This window comes from Luminiphilus sp. nBUS_16 (assembly GCF_051201645.1).
Lineage (GTDB): Bacteria > Pseudomonadota > Gammaproteobacteria > Pseudomonadales > Halieaceae > Luminiphilus.
This window is the reverse complement of the sequence record NZ_CP179205.1, coordinates 1,507,894-1,523,958: the sequence shown is the minus strand read 5'-3', so window position 1 is coordinate 1,523,958 and position 16,065 is coordinate 1,507,894. Positions and strand designations below refer to the sequence as shown.

18 protein-coding genes are annotated in these 16,065 nt (G+C 53.6%); 11 read left to right on the top strand and 7 right to left on the bottom strand.

Features of this window, described 5'->3' with window-relative positions; genetic code table 11:
- Window positions 1-43 precede the first annotated feature (43 nt).
- The 11 genes from bchC (at window position 44) to idi (ending at window position 9,591) form a co-directional block, all read left to right on the top strand.
- Complete coding sequence (gene bchC, locus ACMAY6_RS06730) at window positions 44-991, top strand: chlorophyll synthesis pathway protein BchC (protein WP_435215553.1); 948 nt, start codon at window positions 44-46, stop codon at window positions 989-991.
- Window positions 988-1,983, top strand: coding sequence for a chlorophyllide a reductase iron protein subunit X (locus ACMAY6_RS06725; RefSeq protein WP_007234731.1), 996 nt, complete (start codon window positions 988-990; stop codon window positions 1,981-1,983). The genes bchC and ACMAY6_RS06725 overlap by 4 nt, the downstream gene beginning before the upstream one ends.
- Window positions 1,976-3,475 carry a chlorophyllide a reductase subunit Y gene (gene bchY / locus ACMAY6_RS06720; RefSeq protein ID WP_435215551.1) on the top strand — a complete coding sequence of 500 codons (1,500 nt, stop codon included), beginning with the start codon at window positions 1,976-1,978 and terminating at the stop codon, window positions 3,473-3,475. Before ACMAY6_RS06725 ends, bchY begins: the two co-directional genes overlap by 8 nt.
- Window positions 3,475-4,917, top strand: coding sequence for a chlorophyllide a reductase subunit Z (gene bchZ / locus ACMAY6_RS06715; RefSeq protein WP_435215549.1), 1,443 nt, complete (start codon window positions 3,475-3,477; stop codon window positions 4,915-4,917). The genes bchY and bchZ overlap by 1 nt, the downstream gene beginning before the upstream one ends.
- Window positions 4,918-4,935: 18 nt before the next feature.
- A complete protein-coding gene (locus ACMAY6_RS06710) occupies window positions 4,936-5,157 on the top strand; it encodes a hypothetical protein (RefSeq protein ID WP_435215548.1) in 222 nt (73 codons plus the stop codon).
- Window positions 5,158-5,248: 91 nt separating this feature from the next.
- A complete protein-coding gene (gene pufL / locus ACMAY6_RS06705) occupies window positions 5,249-6,073 on the top strand; it encodes a photosynthetic reaction center subunit L (protein WP_435215547.1) in 825 nt (274 codons plus the stop codon).
- Between the two features lie 14 nt (window positions 6,074-6,087).
- Window positions 6,088-7,062, top strand: a complete 975-nt coding sequence (gene pufM, locus ACMAY6_RS06700; protein ID WP_435215545.1) for a photosynthetic reaction center subunit M — start codon at window positions 6,088-6,090, stop codon at window positions 7,060-7,062.
- Window positions 7,059-8,207, top strand: coding sequence for a photosynthetic reaction center cytochrome PufC (gene pufC / locus ACMAY6_RS06695; protein WP_435215543.1), 1,149 nt, complete (start codon window positions 7,059-7,061; stop codon window positions 8,205-8,207). Before pufM ends, pufC begins: the two co-directional genes overlap by 4 nt.
- Before the next feature lie 159 nt (window positions 8,208-8,366).
- Window positions 8,367-8,531, top strand: coding sequence for a light-harvesting antenna LH1, beta subunit (gene pufB / locus ACMAY6_RS06690; protein WP_435215541.1), 165 nt, complete (start codon window positions 8,367-8,369; stop codon window positions 8,529-8,531).
- Window positions 8,532-8,603: 72 nt separating this feature from the next.
- Window positions 8,604-8,786 (top strand): light-harvesting antenna LH1, alpha subunit, encoded by a 183-nt coding sequence (gene pufA / locus ACMAY6_RS06685; RefSeq protein ID WP_007234724.1) that lies wholly within the window; start codon window positions 8,604-8,606, stop codon window positions 8,784-8,786.
- A gap of 190 nt (window positions 8,787-8,976) precedes the next feature.
- Window positions 8,977-9,591: an isopentenyl-diphosphate Delta-isomerase gene (idi, locus tag ACMAY6_RS06680; RefSeq protein WP_435215539.1), complete on the top strand. Its 615-nt coding sequence runs from the start codon at window positions 8,977-8,979 to the stop codon at window positions 9,589-9,591.
- A gap of 74 nt (window positions 9,592-9,665) precedes the next feature.
- Here idi and ACMAY6_RS06675 read toward each other — a convergent pair whose 3' ends face one another.
- The 7 genes from ACMAY6_RS06675 to bchM form a co-directional block, all read right to left on the bottom strand.
- Window positions 9,666-10,994: a radical SAM protein gene (locus ACMAY6_RS06675; protein WP_435215537.1), complete on the bottom strand. Its 1,329-nt coding sequence runs from the start codon at window positions 10,992-10,994 to the stop codon at window positions 9,666-9,668.
- 215 nt (window positions 10,995-11,209) lie between these two features.
- The gene (gene puhE / locus ACMAY6_RS06670; RefSeq protein ID WP_435215535.1) at window positions 11,210-12,001 is read right to left on the bottom strand and encodes a putative photosynthetic complex assembly protein PuhE; all 792 of its coding nucleotides are present in this window, start codon (window positions 11,999-12,001) and stop codon (window positions 11,210-11,212) included.
- Window positions 11,998-12,507 carry a photosynthetic complex assembly protein PuhC gene (gene puhC, locus ACMAY6_RS06665; protein WP_435215533.1) on the bottom strand — a complete coding sequence of 170 codons (510 nt, stop codon included), beginning with the start codon at window positions 12,505-12,507 and terminating at the stop codon, window positions 11,998-12,000. Before puhC ends, puhE begins: the two co-directional genes overlap by 4 nt.
- A complete protein-coding gene (gene puhB, locus ACMAY6_RS06660; RefSeq protein WP_435215532.1) occupies window positions 12,482-13,153 on the bottom strand; it encodes a photosynthetic complex putative assembly protein PuhB in 672 nt (223 codons plus the stop codon). The genes puhC and puhB overlap by 26 nt, the downstream gene beginning before the upstream one ends.
- Window positions 13,150-13,914 carry a photosynthetic reaction center subunit H gene (gene puhA, locus ACMAY6_RS06655; RefSeq protein ID WP_435215530.1) on the bottom strand — a complete coding sequence of 255 codons (765 nt, stop codon included), beginning with the start codon at window positions 13,912-13,914 and terminating at the stop codon, window positions 13,150-13,152. The genes puhB and puhA overlap by 4 nt, the downstream gene beginning before the upstream one ends.
- Before the next feature lie 25 nt (window positions 13,915-13,939).
- Window positions 13,940-15,373 (bottom strand): BCD family MFS transporter, encoded by a 1,434-nt coding sequence (locus tag ACMAY6_RS06650; RefSeq protein ID WP_435215528.1) that lies wholly within the window; start codon window positions 15,371-15,373, stop codon window positions 13,940-13,942.
- On the bottom strand, window positions 15,370-16,065 hold the full coding sequence (gene bchM, locus ACMAY6_RS06645) for a magnesium protoporphyrin IX methyltransferase (protein WP_435215526.1): 696 nt from the start codon (window positions 16,063-16,065) through the stop codon (window positions 15,370-15,372). Before bchM ends, ACMAY6_RS06650 begins: the two co-directional genes overlap by 4 nt.

Sequence of the window (16,065 nt, the reverse complement as noted above, 5' to 3'; positions counted from 1 at the left end):
GATAACAAGAAGCCAGGGGAGCTTAAAGCTCCGGAGCCTTTGAATGAGCCAGGTAGCAACAGCTGTAGTTTTTGAGTCACCCGGGAACCTCTCGCTACGCGAGGTTGGGCTTCCTAACTGTGACGCCGCTGACTGCCTCGTCGAAATAGATTGGTCAGGCATTAGCACTGGCACTGAACGCCTGCTCTGGGACGGGCGCATGCCACAGTTTCCCGGGCTCAACTACCCCCTCGTCCCCGGTTACGAAAGTGTGGGTCGAGTCATCGATGCGGGTAGTGAATCAAAAATAGCCCCCGGTAGTGTTGTATTCGTCCCCGGAAGTCGAGGCTTCGAGGATGTCGCTGGGCTCTTCGGGGGTGCTGCAAAGACCTTGGTTGTCGACTCAGCGCGGCTCATTCCGCTGACACCCGACACCGGATCTGAAGGGGTACTCCTTGCGCTCATCGCAACGGCAGTCCACGCGATTAGACGTTTTGAAAATGATGAGCTACCTCAACTCATTATTGGTCACGGTGTATTGGGGCGTCTCGTCGCCAGAATTTGCCAATCCATGGGCGCTAAAGATTTGCGTGTATGGGAGCAAAATCCAGCCCGCCGAGAAGGGAATACGCCCTACTCCGTTATCGATCCCAAGGACGATGCAAACAATCGCTATGAGCGAATTTGTGACGTATCCGGTGACGCTTCAATCTTAGAAGCACTGCTGCCATGCCTCAGCAAAGGCGGATGGATTGTTTTGGCAGGGTTTTATCACAAGCCCATTCAGTTTGATTTCCCCGTTGCATTTATGGCCGAGGCGACGTTGCGCATCGCTGCAGAGTGGCAACCTGCGGACCTCGAATTTGCCCGGAGCCTGCTCACTGAAAATCGGATTGAGGTCCTGGATCTCATCACGCATCAATACACCGCACAAAACGCTGCACCCGCCTATGACAAAGCGTTTTCTGACCCCCATTGCTTAAAAATGATTCTTGACTGGAGGGCCGTATGAGTCCCAGCGAAGCACAAGTCTATGACCCAGGCCTAGAGGCTAGCGGCGAACGCGCTGACATGATTGCCAGCTCTACCGCAGAAGCCCCGAAAACCCAAATTATTGCAATTTATGGGAAAGGTGGCATTGGCAAGAGTTTTACGCTTTCTAACCTGTCTTACATGATGGCGCAGCAAGGCAAAAAGGTGTTGCTGATAGGCTGCGATCCAAAAAGTGACACCACATCACTGCTCTTTGGTGGCAAAGCCTGTCCAACCATTATTGAGACCGCGGCTGCCAAAAAAGCGGCGGGAGACGAAGTCAGAGTAGAAGACGTTTGTTTTAAGCGCGACGGCGTTTATGCCATGGAACTTGGTGGTCCTGAAGTCGGACGAGGCTGTGGTGGCCGAGGCATCATCCACGGCTTTGAAACCCTCGAAAAACTGGGCTTTCATGATTGGGATTTCGACTATGTTTTGCTCGACTTTTTAGGCGACGTGGTTTGCGGCGGCTTTGGCCTTCCGATCGCGAGAGACATGTGCCAAAAAGTGATTGTGGTCGCCTCCAACGACCTTCAATCCTTGTACGTGGCAAACAACGTCTGCTCTGCGGTCGAGTATTTCCGAAAATTGGGCGGGAACGTCGGTGTCGCAGGCATGGTCACCAACAAAGACGACGGTAGCGGTGAAGCTCAAGCGTTCTGCGAGGCAGTAGGCATTCCCGAATTAGCCTCGATACCGGCCAATGACGATATTCGACGCAAAAGCGCCAACTACGAAATCATAGGTACACCAGAAAGTGAGTGGGGATCCCTCTTTGCAGGTTTGGCCAGCAACGTGGCCGAAGCACCACCAGCCCAACCGGCTCCACTGACACAAGACGGCCTTCTAGAACTTTTCGATGGCGATACGGTTGGACGCAATGTGGTGTTGCAACCGGCAACCCTCGCAGACCTCTGCGATGTAACAAAGCTTGAGCAGCCTTCCCTTGAGGTCGTCTACGACAATGTCTGATCACGCATCAAATAGTCCGGAAACTATTCCACTGGTAACAGAGGATGCGACCGATGCACCAGGCTGTGCTGGAAGCTCCCGAACCCTGCGTGATCAAGCGGCAGGTCAGGCCAATCAAGAAACACTCGATCAGTACGCTAAAGACTACCCCGTAGGACCTCACGACCAGCCTCAAAGCATGTGTCCCGCATTTGGATCCTTAAGGGTTGGCCTGAGAATGCAGCGCACGGCAACAGTCCTGAGTGGCTCAGCGTGCTGTGTCTACGGATTAACCTTTACCTCACACTTTTATGGCGCACGCAGAACCGTAGGATACGTACCCTTCGATTCTGAATCCTTGGTTACCGGCAAACTCTTTGAAGATATTAGAGAGTCAGTCCATACCTTAGCTGACCCTGCCAAATATGATGCAGTGGTCGTGATCAATCTTTGCGTGCCTACCGCATCAGGCGTTCCATTAGATCTGCTACCAAAATCCATTAACGGCGTACGGATTATTGGCATTGATGTCCCAGGCTTTGGCGTCCCCACTCATGCTGAAGCGAAAGATGTATTGGCTGCAGCTATGCTTAAGTATGCGCGTTCCGAGGTATCCGCTGGCCCTGTGGCTCGCCCCACGAGCCTTGAGTCCCGGGACAGCAAGCCTTCAATTGCACTGTTGGGCGAAATCTTTCCTGTCGACGCAATTGTGATCGATAGATTACTGGCGCCACTGGGCGCAAGCGCTGGTCCTGTTGTTCCCACGCGGGAATGGCGAGAGCTTTACGCCGCATTAGACAGCAGCTTAGTCGCCATGCTCCACCCTTTCTACAGCGCCTGTAATCGAGAGTTCGTCGCAGCGGGTAAACCCGTTATTGGCTCCGCCCCTGTCGGTGCTGAAGGCACTGCCGAATGGCTTACCGCGATAGGCACCGCTCTAGGCACGCCTGCCGATGTGATGACTAAGCATCGCGACACGCTGCGGAAATCGATTACCGAGGCCATTGCTGCAAACCCAATCAAAGCACGCATGACGCTCTCGGGTTATGAGGGCTCTGAATTACTCGTCGGCCGCTTACTCGTCGAGAGTGGCGCGGACCTGCGTTATGTCGGCAGTGCCTGCCCCGGCACACAATGGAATGCGCACGATAAAGAATGGCTTGAGGCACATGGCGTCACCGTTAAATTTCGAGCTTCGCTCGAAGACGATACCTGTGCTGTAGACGCATTTGAACCAGACCTTGCCATCGGCACCACGCCGGTTGTGCAACACGCAAAGCAAAAAGGCGTCCCTTCACTGTATTTCACGAACTTAATTTCTGCTCGACCGCTTATGGGTCCTGCTGGAGCGGGTTCGCTCAGTCAGGTGATTAACACAGCGGTGAACAACAAAGCGCGCTTTGATGCCATGGACTCATTCTTTGAGGGCGTAGGGTCAGGCGATGCAGCGGGTGTTTGGACTGAAGACACTATCAACCGGTCGGGTCTAATCAAAACGAGGGAGGTTGCCTGATGCTCGTCTTTGATCATGACAGAGCGGGCGGCTACTGGGGCTCGGTATATGTTTTCACTGCGGTAAAAGGACTGCAGGTAATTATTGACGGCCCAGTGGGCTGCGAAAACCTGCCCGTTACCTCGGTGCTTCACTACACCGATGGTTTGCCACCCCACGAGCTCCCTATCGTTGTTACCGGGCTTGCTGAGGAAGAGCTTGGACAGAAAGGAACCGAAGGCGCGCTGCGCCGTGCCCATCAGACTCTAGATGCAGAGCGCCCAAGCGTCGTTGTAACCGGATCCATTGCAGAAATGATTGGCGGAGGTGTTACCCCGGCAGATACCAACATAAAGCGTTTTTTGCCCAGAACCATCGACGAGGATCAATGGCAAAGTGCAGATCGCGCTCTGGTCTGGCTGTGGGATCAGTACGGCGGGAAAAAGAAGAAACGTAAAGCTACCAAGGAAAATGCCGTACCTTTGGTCAATATCATCGGACCCGCTTACGGTTATTTCAACACCGCATCCGACCAAGCCGAAATTGTCAGATTAGTCGAGGGAATGGGCGCGCGGGTCAACCGTGTTTTTCCTCTGGGCTGCCACCTCGATGACATACCTTCGCTAGGCGACGCTGACGCCAACGTGTGTATGTACCGGGAATTTGGCTCAAAGCTCTGTCAGGCCCTAGAAAAGCCCTGGTTTCAGGCGCCCTTCGGGCTGCACAGCACCACCAAATTTTTACGTGCACTCGGCGAAGAGCTCGGTTTAGACCCCGAACCCTTCATCGAACAAGAACGCCACACTACGTTGAAGCCCGTCTGGGATTTATGGCGCTCTGTAACCCAAGATTTCTTTGGGACTGCCAACTTTGGTATCGCCGCCACGGAAACATATACCCGAGGCGTGAGACATTTTTTAGAGGATGAGCTAGGCCTTCCCTGCGCTTTTCACTTTTCACGCAAACCCGGTGTAAAACCTGACAACGAAACGATTCGTCAGACAATTGCAGAGACCTCACCCCTTATCCTGTTTGGTAGCTATAACGAACGCATGTACCTCGCAGAATTAGGCGGCAAGAGCATTTATATTCCAGCCTCCCTACCGGGCACGATTATTCGACGCCATACGGGAACCCCCTTCATGGGTTACAGCGGAGCCACCTATTTACTACAGGAAGTTTGTAACGCTCTATTCGACGCCTTGTTCCACATTCTACCGCTTGGCACCGAAATGGATGCCGTTGAGGCGACACCTGCACGTATGGCACTGCGCTGGGCCGATGATGCAGAAAAAACATTAGAAACGTTGGTTGCCAAGCAGCCGATATTGGTACGAATTTCCGCAGCAAAACGAATCCGTGATGCTGCGGAACACTCAGCTAGGCACCAAGGTGCAGATGCTGTGAGCAAAGAACATGTGCTGCGTGCGGGTCTTGAGGTTAAGACCGGTAATGCAGCCTGACCGCGAGGGAGAAATATGATGAATCATTCATCAGGGCAAAAAGGACATCAGCAATCGTTCGGGGAGCAACTGCAATTTCGATTGTTGCTCATCGTAGCTTTTTGTTGGTTTTTCATAGGTGCAGTGATGTGTCGATTGACTTTTCAGTCAGTTGCCCACGCTTCACCCGGTGAAAGCTGCTTTCAGGCAGCAAAAAAGGCGGCTTACGGCGTGGTTCCCTACGCCTTTATGCACGTCTGAACAACAGGCACGACCGAGAGTCGTACCTACCGAGAAGTAATAACCCGCGGCACGCTATTGATAGCGACGCACAGGGATTGAGGGACATAACATGTCATTACTGAGTTTTGAGAGGAAGTACCGTGTCAGGGGTGGCACGTTGGTTGGAGGAGACCTCTTTGACTTCTGGGTGGGGCCATTTTACGTCGGCTTCTTCGGGGTCAGCACAGCCTTCTTCGCCCTGCTTGGAACTGCGCTTATTTTGGTTGGCGCATCCATGGGTGACACCTGGAACATTTGGCGCATCAACATCGCACCGCCAGATTTATCCTATGGATTGGGGGTTGCACCCTTCGCGGAAGGGGGCGCCTGGCAACTAATCACCATTTGTGCAATTGGTGCCTTTGTCTCTTGGATACTCAGACAGGTAGAAATCGCACGGAAACTAGGCATGGGACTGCACATTCCCTTTGCCTTTAGCTACGCTGTTCTCGCCTACGTTACTTTGGTTGTGATTCGCCCCATGCTTCTCGGTGCATGGGGTCACGGCTTCCCCTACGGCATTCTTAGCCATCTCGATTGGGTATCAAACGTCGGCTACCAGTTTTTGCATTTTCACTACAACCCTGCACACATGATCGCCATTACGTTCTTCTTCACTACGGCAATGGCGCTATCAATGCACGGATCACTGATCCTTATGGCCACCGACCCTCGGGATGGCGAGAAGGTTAAGACCGGCGAGCATGAAAATACATTTTTCCGCGATGACATTGGCTACTCGATCGGAGCCCTTGGCATTCACCGTTTAGGCCTGTTCGTAGCACTGGGCGCAGCATTCTGGAGCGCTGTGTGCATTGTAATCAGTGGCCCATTCTGGACCAGAGGATGGCCGGAATGGTGGAACTGGTGGCTTGAACTGCCCATCTGGAATTGAGGAGAGACTGAATCATGATTGAATATCAGAATATTTTCACACAGGTTCAGGCCGACGCTCCCGACTACCCCGGAGTGCCCATCGGTAAGGATGAAGAGCATCGAATGGGTGGCCCCATTCACAGCTGGCTAGCCGGCAAGCTGGGGGATGCACAGATTGGACCTATCTATTTGGGGCCATCAGGCTTTCTCGCCTTCCTGTGCGGATTCATCGCCTTTGAGATCATCGGGCTTAATATGTGGGCCTCCGTGAACTGGGATCCCATAGAGTTCATGCGGCAGTTGCCATGGCTGGCATTAGAGCCACCACCGCCAGAATATGGACTGAGCATTCCGCCGCTGAACGACGGCGGCTGGTGGTTGATGGCAGGTTTTTTTCTAACCGCGTCAATTCTGCTCTGGTGGTGGCGAACATTCACCATTTCCAGAAACTTAGGCATGAGCAACTATCTTGCTTGGGCATTTGCCGCGGCTATCTGGCTTTATTTGGTCCTTGGGTTTATCCGCCCCATCCTCATGGGTAGCTGGAGCGAAGCAGTGCCCTTTGGCATATTCCCGCATCTCGACTGGACCGCTGCCTTCTCAATGCGCTACGGCAATCTTTTCTATAACCCCTTCCACATGCTTTCCATCGCTTTCCTTTACGGCTCAGCTATTTTGTTCGCCATGCACGGGGCAACCATTTTGGCGGTCAGTCGTTATGGCGGCGATCGCGAGATCGACCAAGTCACCGATATCGGTACAGCGGGCGAACGGTCAATGCTTTACTGGCGCTGGTGCATGGGGTTTAACGCCTCAATGGAATCCATTCACCGCTGGGCATGGTGGTTCGCAGTTCTCACCGTGATCACCGGTGGCATAGGCATCCTGCTCACTGGAACAGTAGTAGAAAACTGGTATCTCTGGGGGGTTAAGCACGGTATTGCACCGGCCTACCCTGTTATCGACGCGGTACCTGTCGTTGATCCTATGATGGAGGCGAACCAATGAAATTACCTCAGTTTATTCGCGCCACTGTAGTAGTTATTGCTGGCAGCTTGTTGCTGACCGGCTGTGAAATGCCACCACCAGAAACTGTGCAGCTAGGCAATCGTGGGCTGGGTCAGGAGTTGGTTGTCAACCCCAAGACACTTGCCGCCACCGTTGCGGCGAATCAGGTCCCTACGCCACAGCCCGCGGTCCCTTCGGTTGGACCGAAAGCCGGGGATATCTACCAAAACGTGCAGGTTCTAGGTGACCTCAGTGTCGGGGAATTCACCCGCCTGATGGCTGCCATGACCGAGTGGATCTCTCCTGAAGAGGGATGCAACTACTGCCACGTGGCCGAAGGCTTTCAGTACGACACAAAGTACACTAAGCGTGTTGCCAGGGTCATGACTTTGATGACCCAGCAAGCCAACGTTGAGTGGGGTGATCACGTCGGCGGAGCCGGTGTGACTTGTTACACCTGCCACCGTGGAAAGAATATTCCGGAGTATGTGTGGGCAACCGATCCAGGCCAACCCCATGCCGCAGGCGTCATGACCGCAGGCCAGAATATTGCCTCTGTTACAGCGGCCTATAGCTCTCTGCCAAATGATCCATTAACGCCCTACCTTGAAGGCGATGAGGAAGAGGCAGCCACCCTGCCCTGGCGAGTTGCTGGACAAACGGCCCTACCCAATGGCAACAGGTCATCGGTCAAGCAAACCGAATACATCTACAGCTTAATGATGCATTTTTCTGACTCCCTAGGCGTGAACTGCACGCACTGTCATAACACTCGCGCCTTTTACGACTGGGAGCAAAGCTCGCCTGCACGGGTACGGGCATGGCACGGGATCCGCATGGTAAGGGAGATGAACACGAAGTACGTCAACCAGACCACCGACTGGCTACCCGATCACCGTAAAGGTCCTATGGGTGATCCCCTGAAGGTGAACTGCGCCACCTGCCACCAAGGGGCCTACAAACCCATGCTGGGCGCCAATATGGTGAAAGATTATCCCAACCTCGCCCGCTCTACGCTGCTATCGGTTCAACCCGAAGCAACGCCAGAAGCTGAATTAGAGGCGACCGTGGATGAGGCAACTGAAGAAGCACCTGCACAAGCCAGTACAGGTGTTAACGATCACGGGATGACTGCTGGAAGTTAGACATCTCACGCCGGCCTTAAGGTCGGCACCTATCTTTGCACCGGGAGGTTTCTCCTAGTGCAGGGGGCTGAGAGAAGGCGCCACCTAGTGGCAATAGCTCTCAAACAAACGTCGCACCGACGCCTTCTTGGCATCTACGCGGCATCTGCTTGACAAAACATGGGAGGTAAAACCATGAGCGAGCAAGGCGGTAGCCCATCAGGGCTAACCAGCAATGAGGCCAAGGAGTTCCATAGTGCTTATGTACAGGGATGGGTTGGTTTCGTTGCTATCGCGGTGACAGCACATGTACTGATGTTCATGTGGAAACCCTGGTTCTATTGATCAGGAAGTCAACGTAAACCCTGTGGTCACACCCCTTTGGGGGTTTAACCACTAAATAAACGGAGAAAGACTATGCACAGAGTATGGATGCTATTTGATCCACGTCGGGTGCTCGTAGCAAATGCTGCGTTCCTGTTTGTTCTCGCATTGTTCATTCACTTCGTTCTTTTGAGCTCTGGTAAGTACAACTGGCTCGACGGCGAAGTAATGGCAGCAGCGAGCCACATGGAAGCCCTACCCGCAGAACGGAAGTGACGCGGTAGTTACCCTGGCCTCTAGGGGCCAGGACTTTTTTGACCCGGAGAGCGGACACCGATCTACTCTTAGACCACAGAGAACGAGTTAACATGCGCTTCCCCCAGTGCCAACTCGCTCACCCTAGCGTGAAATCTCTGAGGCACCCTTCGGGGCGGGTCACTTTACCTCTCTTTTTTAGGAATTCGTTATGAACGAAGTGCTCGGTCAAGTCTCTTTTGACTCCGAGGACCTAATTTTGGTCGACTCATTGGATCAGGTGATCGGCAACGCCTCAAAGAGAACAGTACATCTTCCCGGGGGGCAGCTTCACCGCGCATTCTCAATTTTCGTCTACACAAAAAACAATCAGGTTCTGCTGCACAAACGCAGCCAGGACAAACCACTTTGGCCCAATTTTTGGACTAACAGCTGCTGTAGCCACCCCAGAAATGGAGAATCCTACGACAGCGCTGTACATCGCCGCCTGCAAGAAGAGTTAGGGCTACAAACCCCCCTCACCCGCGTCTATCAATTCGAGTATCTTGCACACTTTGGTTCGGTGGGAACAGAGCACGAACTCTGTGCCGTCTACATCGGACACCTAGATGATGCCATCAATATAACACCCCATCCCAATGAAATTTCAGAGTGGGGTTGGTTTGATTTAGACCACGTAGATGCGTGGGTGACGGCAGCACCCGATGAATTTACGCCCTGGTTTTTACTAGAGTGGCAAGCGTTGAGAGAGGTACATGCAGATAGTGTGACGCCAAAGATGTCTGCCACCGGCCAAAGCTCGAAAACGGACAAGCCCGAGCACTAGCGCTGCCCCCCGGCTTTTTGATTGCTAGGCTACTGCCCCAAAGGTCTGTAGAAAACTACCGTTATCAGCGATCGCTACGCAGAATTAGCGATGCGCAAATCTCCAGCATCTGGGTCCCACAGCTGCAGCAACTTAAACCTACCAGAGTCAGTTACCCGGACCCAATCGGAATCCGCCTTTACCAAGCCTTCTTTCTGCAGCTTGTTTAACAGTTCCTGCTGCTCAGCGGACTCAAATTCAGCAAGGGGAGCACGCAGCGACTCGCTCAACCGGTGAACGAGCCGACGTTTCTTTGCCTCAGTGGCCGTGAACTGAATGCCTGCGCAGGATGGGTGCTCATTCCCCTCAAGGGTACCGTGCCACGCATCTAAACTGACTTCATTTCTTGACAACAGGTTGGGCATCTCGGAGACGGCACCCAGCCCCACACCCAAAACGATACGAGTAGGTTTATTCGAGTAGCCCAAACGATTACGCACCAAGTGTCCCTCTGCCTGCGCAACGCTGAGGGGGTGATCAGGCTTTACAAAGCTGTTGATCCCTACCCATTGGTAACCGGAGTCCTCCAATCGATCTACAATCGCGACGAACATCGCCATTTTTTCAGCGACGGATGGCATCAGGTAGGACTCAATGCCGCGCTGGTGCACAAAACGCTGCTCGTCACGGACAAAAGGCCTGCACAGCAGCTGGGAAGGATTCATCTCAGTGATTATGCGCAGGCTATCTCGCACAGCTTTTACGCTCTGCCCGGGCAGTCCATAGACGAGATCGAAGGTTATCGATTCGAAGTTTACTTGCCGGGCGTTGCTCAGCATGTCGTGCAATAGCTCAGGGGAATAACTTCTGCCTAACCCCTGCTGTGCACTTGCATCAACCTCACGCAGCTCTAAGCGTAAGTTGCGAAAGCCTAACCCTTTGATAAGTTCCAATTGTGTCCAAGAGGTTCTGTCTGGGCTGATTTCAAAAACTGTCTCGCAGTCATCACCGACCGAAAAATGCTGGTCTATAACCGCTGAGAGCCGCGCCAGCTGAGAGCCGCTTAGCATGCTGGGAGTGCCTCCCCCAACCTGCAACTGAGCCAGCGGACGCCCTCTGCCTATTCGATCGGTAATTAACGACAGCTCGACGCCCAGCCCAATGAGGTAGCGGTCTATTGCCGAGGGATCAAATGCAACCTCGGCGACCCTGTCGCAGCTAACGCAGCGGGTCGCGCAGAACGGAAGATGAACTTGCAGGGCGACACCCTTGTCAAAATCACCCCGCATTGCGGCGGTATCGAGTGCGTTGGAAAAATCTGCATGGCCAATAGCGAGTTCTCGTTCGCCAAGAATGGGGGTAGTTATGGCCCGTGACGACGCCAATGGGGGGACTGTTCTGGCTGGGCTTCCCTTTTGATTCATCAACAGCCTCCACCTGCACGTATGCAGCATCGGTAAGCCTCAATACTGTCTAAGTCTCTAAGTCGCCTCAAAGTACTTAGCAGCGCCCCAGGGGCTAGGCTCTTGAGCGCTTGCCTCATCCTGAGTGGCCCGAAGAAACAACAGTAGACCTCAGGCTTGTTGGCGTCAAGTTTGTTTATCACTGTTTTTGTGCCAAACCTTATAATTACTTAAGTTTACTGCGACTGGGATCTCGTTTTGGTGACCGAGGGCGTCGGGGTGGGTGCAGCCCAGATCCAAAGCGCGGCTTCTTTTAAAGGTGCCATCAAAAACAGGTGCTCGAGGGTACCCAGGGCAGCAATTGCCCCCGCGAGGGTCAAAGCGATCATTAGACCCAAATCAGTCGCTTGAATCGCAGAATTTATAAGGTAGAAACTCACGATAACTCCGCAAGTGACGGAAAATGGAAACAAAGGATTGAGCAGCCGCCTTGGAATGTAGGAGTGAACATAAGCCAATCGCTCCGGCAACCAGCTCTGATTGTAATTACGCACACCGAGCACTAAGTTCAGCTTGCTGCTCCATCGCATTAGCCACAACACGGTAAATGCCCACAATGCAGTTTGATTGGGCTGCCGCCAACTTAGCCAAGCCAGCACAGCGACCATGACCAACAACGTCAACTCATGCCAGATGCACGTCCTCAGCCCGAGTCGCATTCTTGCCACTGCGGTGGCCCCGTCGGGGCAAGCCTCTTTCCGCGGCCCAGTAACGAACCCCATGAGATACCCCATCTCCAACCATCCCCACAACAGTAGTGCCAGGCAAAAAGCCGTGACAACGCTCTGGGGGGTCGATTCGGTTACTGTGGTTTGAACACCATAAAACGCCACAAGCATGGTTATGGTGGCTAATCCGAAGATGTTCCGATGATATCGCTCTGGGCGATGCACGAGCCATAAGATGACCCCGGTAGAAAACCACCAGCCGGTCAACGCTACGAATAACGCCAGAACGAATTCGTTCATGTACTGCCAGCGACCAAAGGTGCGCTTGGTGCCGGTGTGAGTAAGCCGGCAAATTCGGCCATGTTGGTGGGACCAAAGGCGACAAGGTCAATCACTTGATGCGTTAGGGGATCGACTAACTGCAAGCGACCGTCCTCATACAGATTCAAATTGAATCCAGTCTGTGCGAAGAGCCCTTGCTGGTGACGGGTACGTACCAAACTTCGCACGACACCACGGATGAAACTACCCTCTCCAGCATACAGTGTACGAACAACCACTCCGCTAGCGGCATCGGATATCTGCACCTCTCCCTTCGGTCCATCATTGAACAGCAACGTTCTCCCTTCAATGACGGCACCAATAGGGGGGTCGGCCAACACAATGTTGTCTGTTGTGCGGGCCAGCAAAACCGCCGCCACAACAAAGAGTAGGCCCAAAGCAATTAGCCCCATCAGCCGATCACTCACTCGGCGAATGTGTCTAATCTCTCCGGACATTTCAGCTTGCGGCAACGGGTTGGCCACTTGAAAAATCCTCTTCTCGTGTTGTCTGCATAGTTTCGCCTTGAGCTAACTCCCCCTCTAAGGGTGTCATGCCTTCTGACCGAACCGTTTTAGCGAGCAGACGAGCCACGTTTTGTGCATCCGGTATACCCCGAAACAGCGGCTGAATGTTACGAAATCCCAATAAGCGCACATGGGGCCACAGCAGCAGGTAGTACAACTTTGTGTCTGTCGTGGGGGTGAACAACATATCACCGGTACCGTCGCTGCAAAGACGTAAGCCCGCGCTTTTCACTTTTTCCAAAGGCAGGTTCACCATCATCGGTGTCGCAACACCCGAACGAAGCACAAGCCTTTTATTGGTGAGGGTGTAAACGGTACTTCTGGCATATAGCCATGCAGCCCCAGTCAACAGACCAAGCGAGACCGCCGCTAAGGTCAACTGCCAAGTCACACCAGCCCAGATGTGACTACTGCTGGCTCCATCCATGAGTTTGTAAATAACATGAATACCAATCAGGGCGGCAAAGTAGAACGCAAGAGTTCTAACCTGAAACACGCGATTTGCCAGAGCTGTCCACTGAGGGGCGCCCTGCCAAACAATCGCTTCACCTTCGGGCAACTCCTCAGGGAGCCCATTTATGGGCTCGTATTCATATTCCCTCACAGCCAAGGCTCCTTTCTTTCAGGTCTCGCATACAGCGTACCGCCACCGTAAAAAGCCGTGATCTTGTCTTCTTCTTGCAGTGTGACTTGATCGGGGTTCGCCAACTTGGGGACCTGAACAAACTGATCGCTGCGAATCGATTTAACCTGCACGGTGCCATCTTTCGACACACGCGCCATCGTCATCGGCAGCAGGCGAGTCCCCTCTCCGACATCGACTTCGGCGTAGCGGAACAGGGGCTCAGCTCGATCAACCCAAAGGTCAACGACCGTACCACCCTGCTTGCCATCACAGGCCATGACCGCACAACCTCTTGGATCGGGATCGCGGCTATTGACCTTGTGATCTGTATCGACTCTGAGCGGGACGATTCTCGGCTCACCATCGATGGTTAAATCTGGCTTTTCAGGGCGAGTAGCCCATGCTGCAGGCCCTACCCCATCGACCATCGGATCGCCTGTGGGCTCGACAGGAAAGCCCGTCGACGGCCCCGTTGGCTGGGCCTTTAACTCATAGCTCGCGGGCGCGGGACCCGGTAGCGTTCTACTACCCTGACCATTGGCTAACTCATAGGTTTTTGGAATGGGCATACCGCCCACCCCCTCGACTAAGGTATCCCCTTTTCCGTCAAGTTCGAGGGGCCAGCCCTCGCGCTTGCCCTCACGGTGCAAATGGAACACCAGTATGAAAAAGAAAATCCAAAAGGCGTATAACGCCACCTGTGCGACATCAATGTAACCGGTTATGGCTCCAGTACCCATTGTATTGCTCCTCTGTTGTGACTTGTTATCCGGGAAAATCTGCGAGGCGCAGATCCCGTGGTTGCTGTGACTGCTCACCGGGCTGACGCACTAGTGGTCCCAGTGCGATTAAAGCGGCAAACAGAACGAAAACTTCTATGTGATACACAACGGCATAAGCCGTTGTAGGCATATTAAGTGCGGTACCCATTAGGCCCATGCTGACCCAGCCCTCAACCACATCACGAATAGCGCCACCGGCAAAAATAGCGACGCCTGTAGCCGTTACCTGCACCGCGCCCCAAACACCCAGTGTCAGGCCAGTAAGTTGATCTGTTCGATCCAAATTCATAATGGCGGTCAGGGTCCCTACGGCAAATAAACCGTTGCCGACACCGATGGCCAAAGTTCCAACCCTAAATAATGTTTCCGAAATCAGGGGTGCCGCAAACACGACCGCAGAAAACGCAAATACACCCACCATCGCGCCTACCGCTGAGATGCGGATAGGATCGACACCACGCGCTAGTAGTCGGGCCGCGACAAAAAATGCCAGCAACATGCCAATACCCAAAATAGCCGTCAGCTGCGTAGTTTCACTCACAGACATATTGAGAATTTGCGCGCCGTAGGGCTCCAACAAAATATCCTGCATGGTGAATCCCATGGTGCCTAAAGCCACCGCAACTAAAAGTCGTCGCGCTTTTGGCTGCCCATCGAACTGGCGCCAAACATCCATAAAACGCGGGCGCACTTGATCATGACGAGTAAGGTGAGGCTGCCTTGCTTCTTGCTTCCACAGCGCAACAAAGTTCAGCAACACGGTGAGAATTGCGACGCCTTGTAGCACCTGAATCAATCGAAGGTAGGTGAAGTCTACTAACAGTTGAGCAAACCCAAGGCTAGCAACAACTGTCCCGGCCAAAAGCATAACGTAGAGCAGAGCCACCACACGAGGACGAGACTCTTCGCTCGCCAGGTCGGTTGCTAAGGCGAGGCCCGCGGTTTGAGTAGTATGCATACCGGTGCCAACGAGAATGAATGCGAGCATAGCCGCTGCGGGACCGAGCATCGCCGGACCGTTATGAGGCTCAGTTAGCACTATTAGTGCAAAAGGCATGATGGCAAAACCGCCAAACTGGATCAGCGTACCCATCCAGAGGTAGGGCACACGACGCCACCCCAAATAGGAGCGATGGAAATCAGAACGAAATCCAACCAGCGCTCGAGCTGGAGCGAGCAATAGTGGAATCGCAACCATTAGCGCAACTAACCAGGCCGGCTGCCCTAACTCAACCACCATAATGCGGTTGAGTGTGCCTGTGAGCATCACAGCCGCCATGCCCACAGAGACTTGAAATAGCGCCAAACGCAGCAGCCGACTCAAGGCCAAATTTTCGCTGACTGCATCCGCAAAAGGTAGCCAACGAGTGCCTACCCCCTGAATGAATTCACCGAAATTTTGGCGGGAGATCATCATCTACGCGTCAATTCCATGGCATGAGAAATGTAAAATCCTCGAGAAACCCGAAAGTCTCGCGACATTTGCCACTGGGCAAACTCAGGCTGGGAGCTTACCGCGCGTTGCAGCTGCGACACCGCCATGGGCGCTATAGCCGGGGATCGATTACCTCTAGGAAACCACTGACCCACACTATGCATAGCCGCCAGCAGCGGAGTTTTGGGGGCAAAGGTAAAAACAATACTGGTCGTTACCGTTTCGGCCATTGCCGCCAAAGTTCGCAGACCGTCTTCTGATTCGTAGTGAATTAACGAATCCATGGCAACGATGTGGTCAAAGGTCCCAAGGTTCAAATCACCCATATCCCCCACACGAAAATCAATGCTGCCACGCAAAGCCGTGCTACCCACTCGCTCCCTAGCAAGAGCTATGAGCGTTGGCGATAAGTCTACCGCCACCACCTCTGCGCCTCTACGGCTGGCCTCCACCGAGAATGCACCCGTGCCGCAGCCAGCGTCTAAAATGCGCTTCCCGGCCAGATCATCAGGAAGCCAGCCTAGTAACTGTGCCCGCATGGTATCTCGACCCTCACGCACAGTCTGGCGGATGCGGCTTACTGGGGCATCAGATGTCAACTTCGCCCAAGTGTCAGCCGCAGTACGGTCAAAGTAATGCTCGATTTCCTGCCGGCGCTGTTCATAACTCACCAC

Excerpts from the sequence above, each read along its gene's own strand:
- bchC (WP_435215553.1), top strand. The coding sequence starts at position 44 with ATGAGCCAGGTAGCAACAGCTGTAGTTTTTGAGTCACCCGGGAACCTC.
- ACMAY6_RS06725 (WP_007234731.1), top strand. The coding sequence starts at position 988 with ATGAGTCCCAGCGAAGCACAAGTCTATGACCCAGGCCTAGAGGCTAGC.
- bchY (WP_435215551.1), top strand. The coding sequence starts at position 1,976 with ATGTCTGATCACGCATCAAATAGTCCGGAAACTATTCCACTGGTAACA.
- bchZ (WP_435215549.1), top strand. The coding sequence starts at position 3,475 with ATGCTCGTCTTTGATCATGACAGAGCGGGCGGCTACTGGGGCTCGGTA.
- ACMAY6_RS06710 (WP_435215548.1), top strand. The coding sequence starts at position 4,936 with ATGAATCATTCATCAGGGCAAAAAGGACATCAGCAATCGTTCGGGGAG.
- pufL (WP_435215547.1), top strand. The coding sequence starts at position 5,249 with ATGTCATTACTGAGTTTTGAGAGGAAGTACCGTGTCAGGGGTGGCACG.
- pufM (WP_435215545.1), top strand. The coding sequence starts at position 6,088 with ATGATTGAATATCAGAATATTTTCACACAGGTTCAGGCCGACGCTCCC.
- pufC (WP_435215543.1), top strand. The coding sequence starts at position 7,059 with ATGAAATTACCTCAGTTTATTCGCGCCACTGTAGTAGTTATTGCTGGC.
- pufB (WP_435215541.1), top strand. The coding sequence starts at position 8,367 with ATGGGAGGTAAAACCATGAGCGAGCAAGGCGGTAGCCCATCAGGGCTA.
- pufA (WP_007234724.1), top strand. The coding sequence starts at position 8,604 with ATGCACAGAGTATGGATGCTATTTGATCCACGTCGGGTGCTCGTAGCA.
- idi (WP_435215539.1), top strand. The coding sequence starts at position 8,977 with ATGAACGAAGTGCTCGGTCAAGTCTCTTTTGACTCCGAGGACCTAATT.
- ACMAY6_RS06675 (WP_435215537.1), bottom strand. The coding sequence starts at position 10,994 with ATGAATCAAAAGGGAAGCCCAGCCAGAACAGTCCCCCCATTGGCGTCG.
- puhE (WP_435215535.1), bottom strand. The coding sequence starts at position 12,001 with ATGAACGAATTCGTTCTGGCGTTATTCGTAGCGTTGACCGGCTGGTGG.
- puhA (WP_435215530.1), bottom strand. The coding sequence starts at position 13,914 with ATGGGTACTGGAGCCATAACCGGTTACATTGATGTCGCACAGGTGGCG.
- ACMAY6_RS06650 (WP_435215528.1), bottom strand. The coding sequence starts at position 15,373 with ATGATGATCTCCCGCCAAAATTTCGGTGAATTCATTCAGGGGGTAGGC.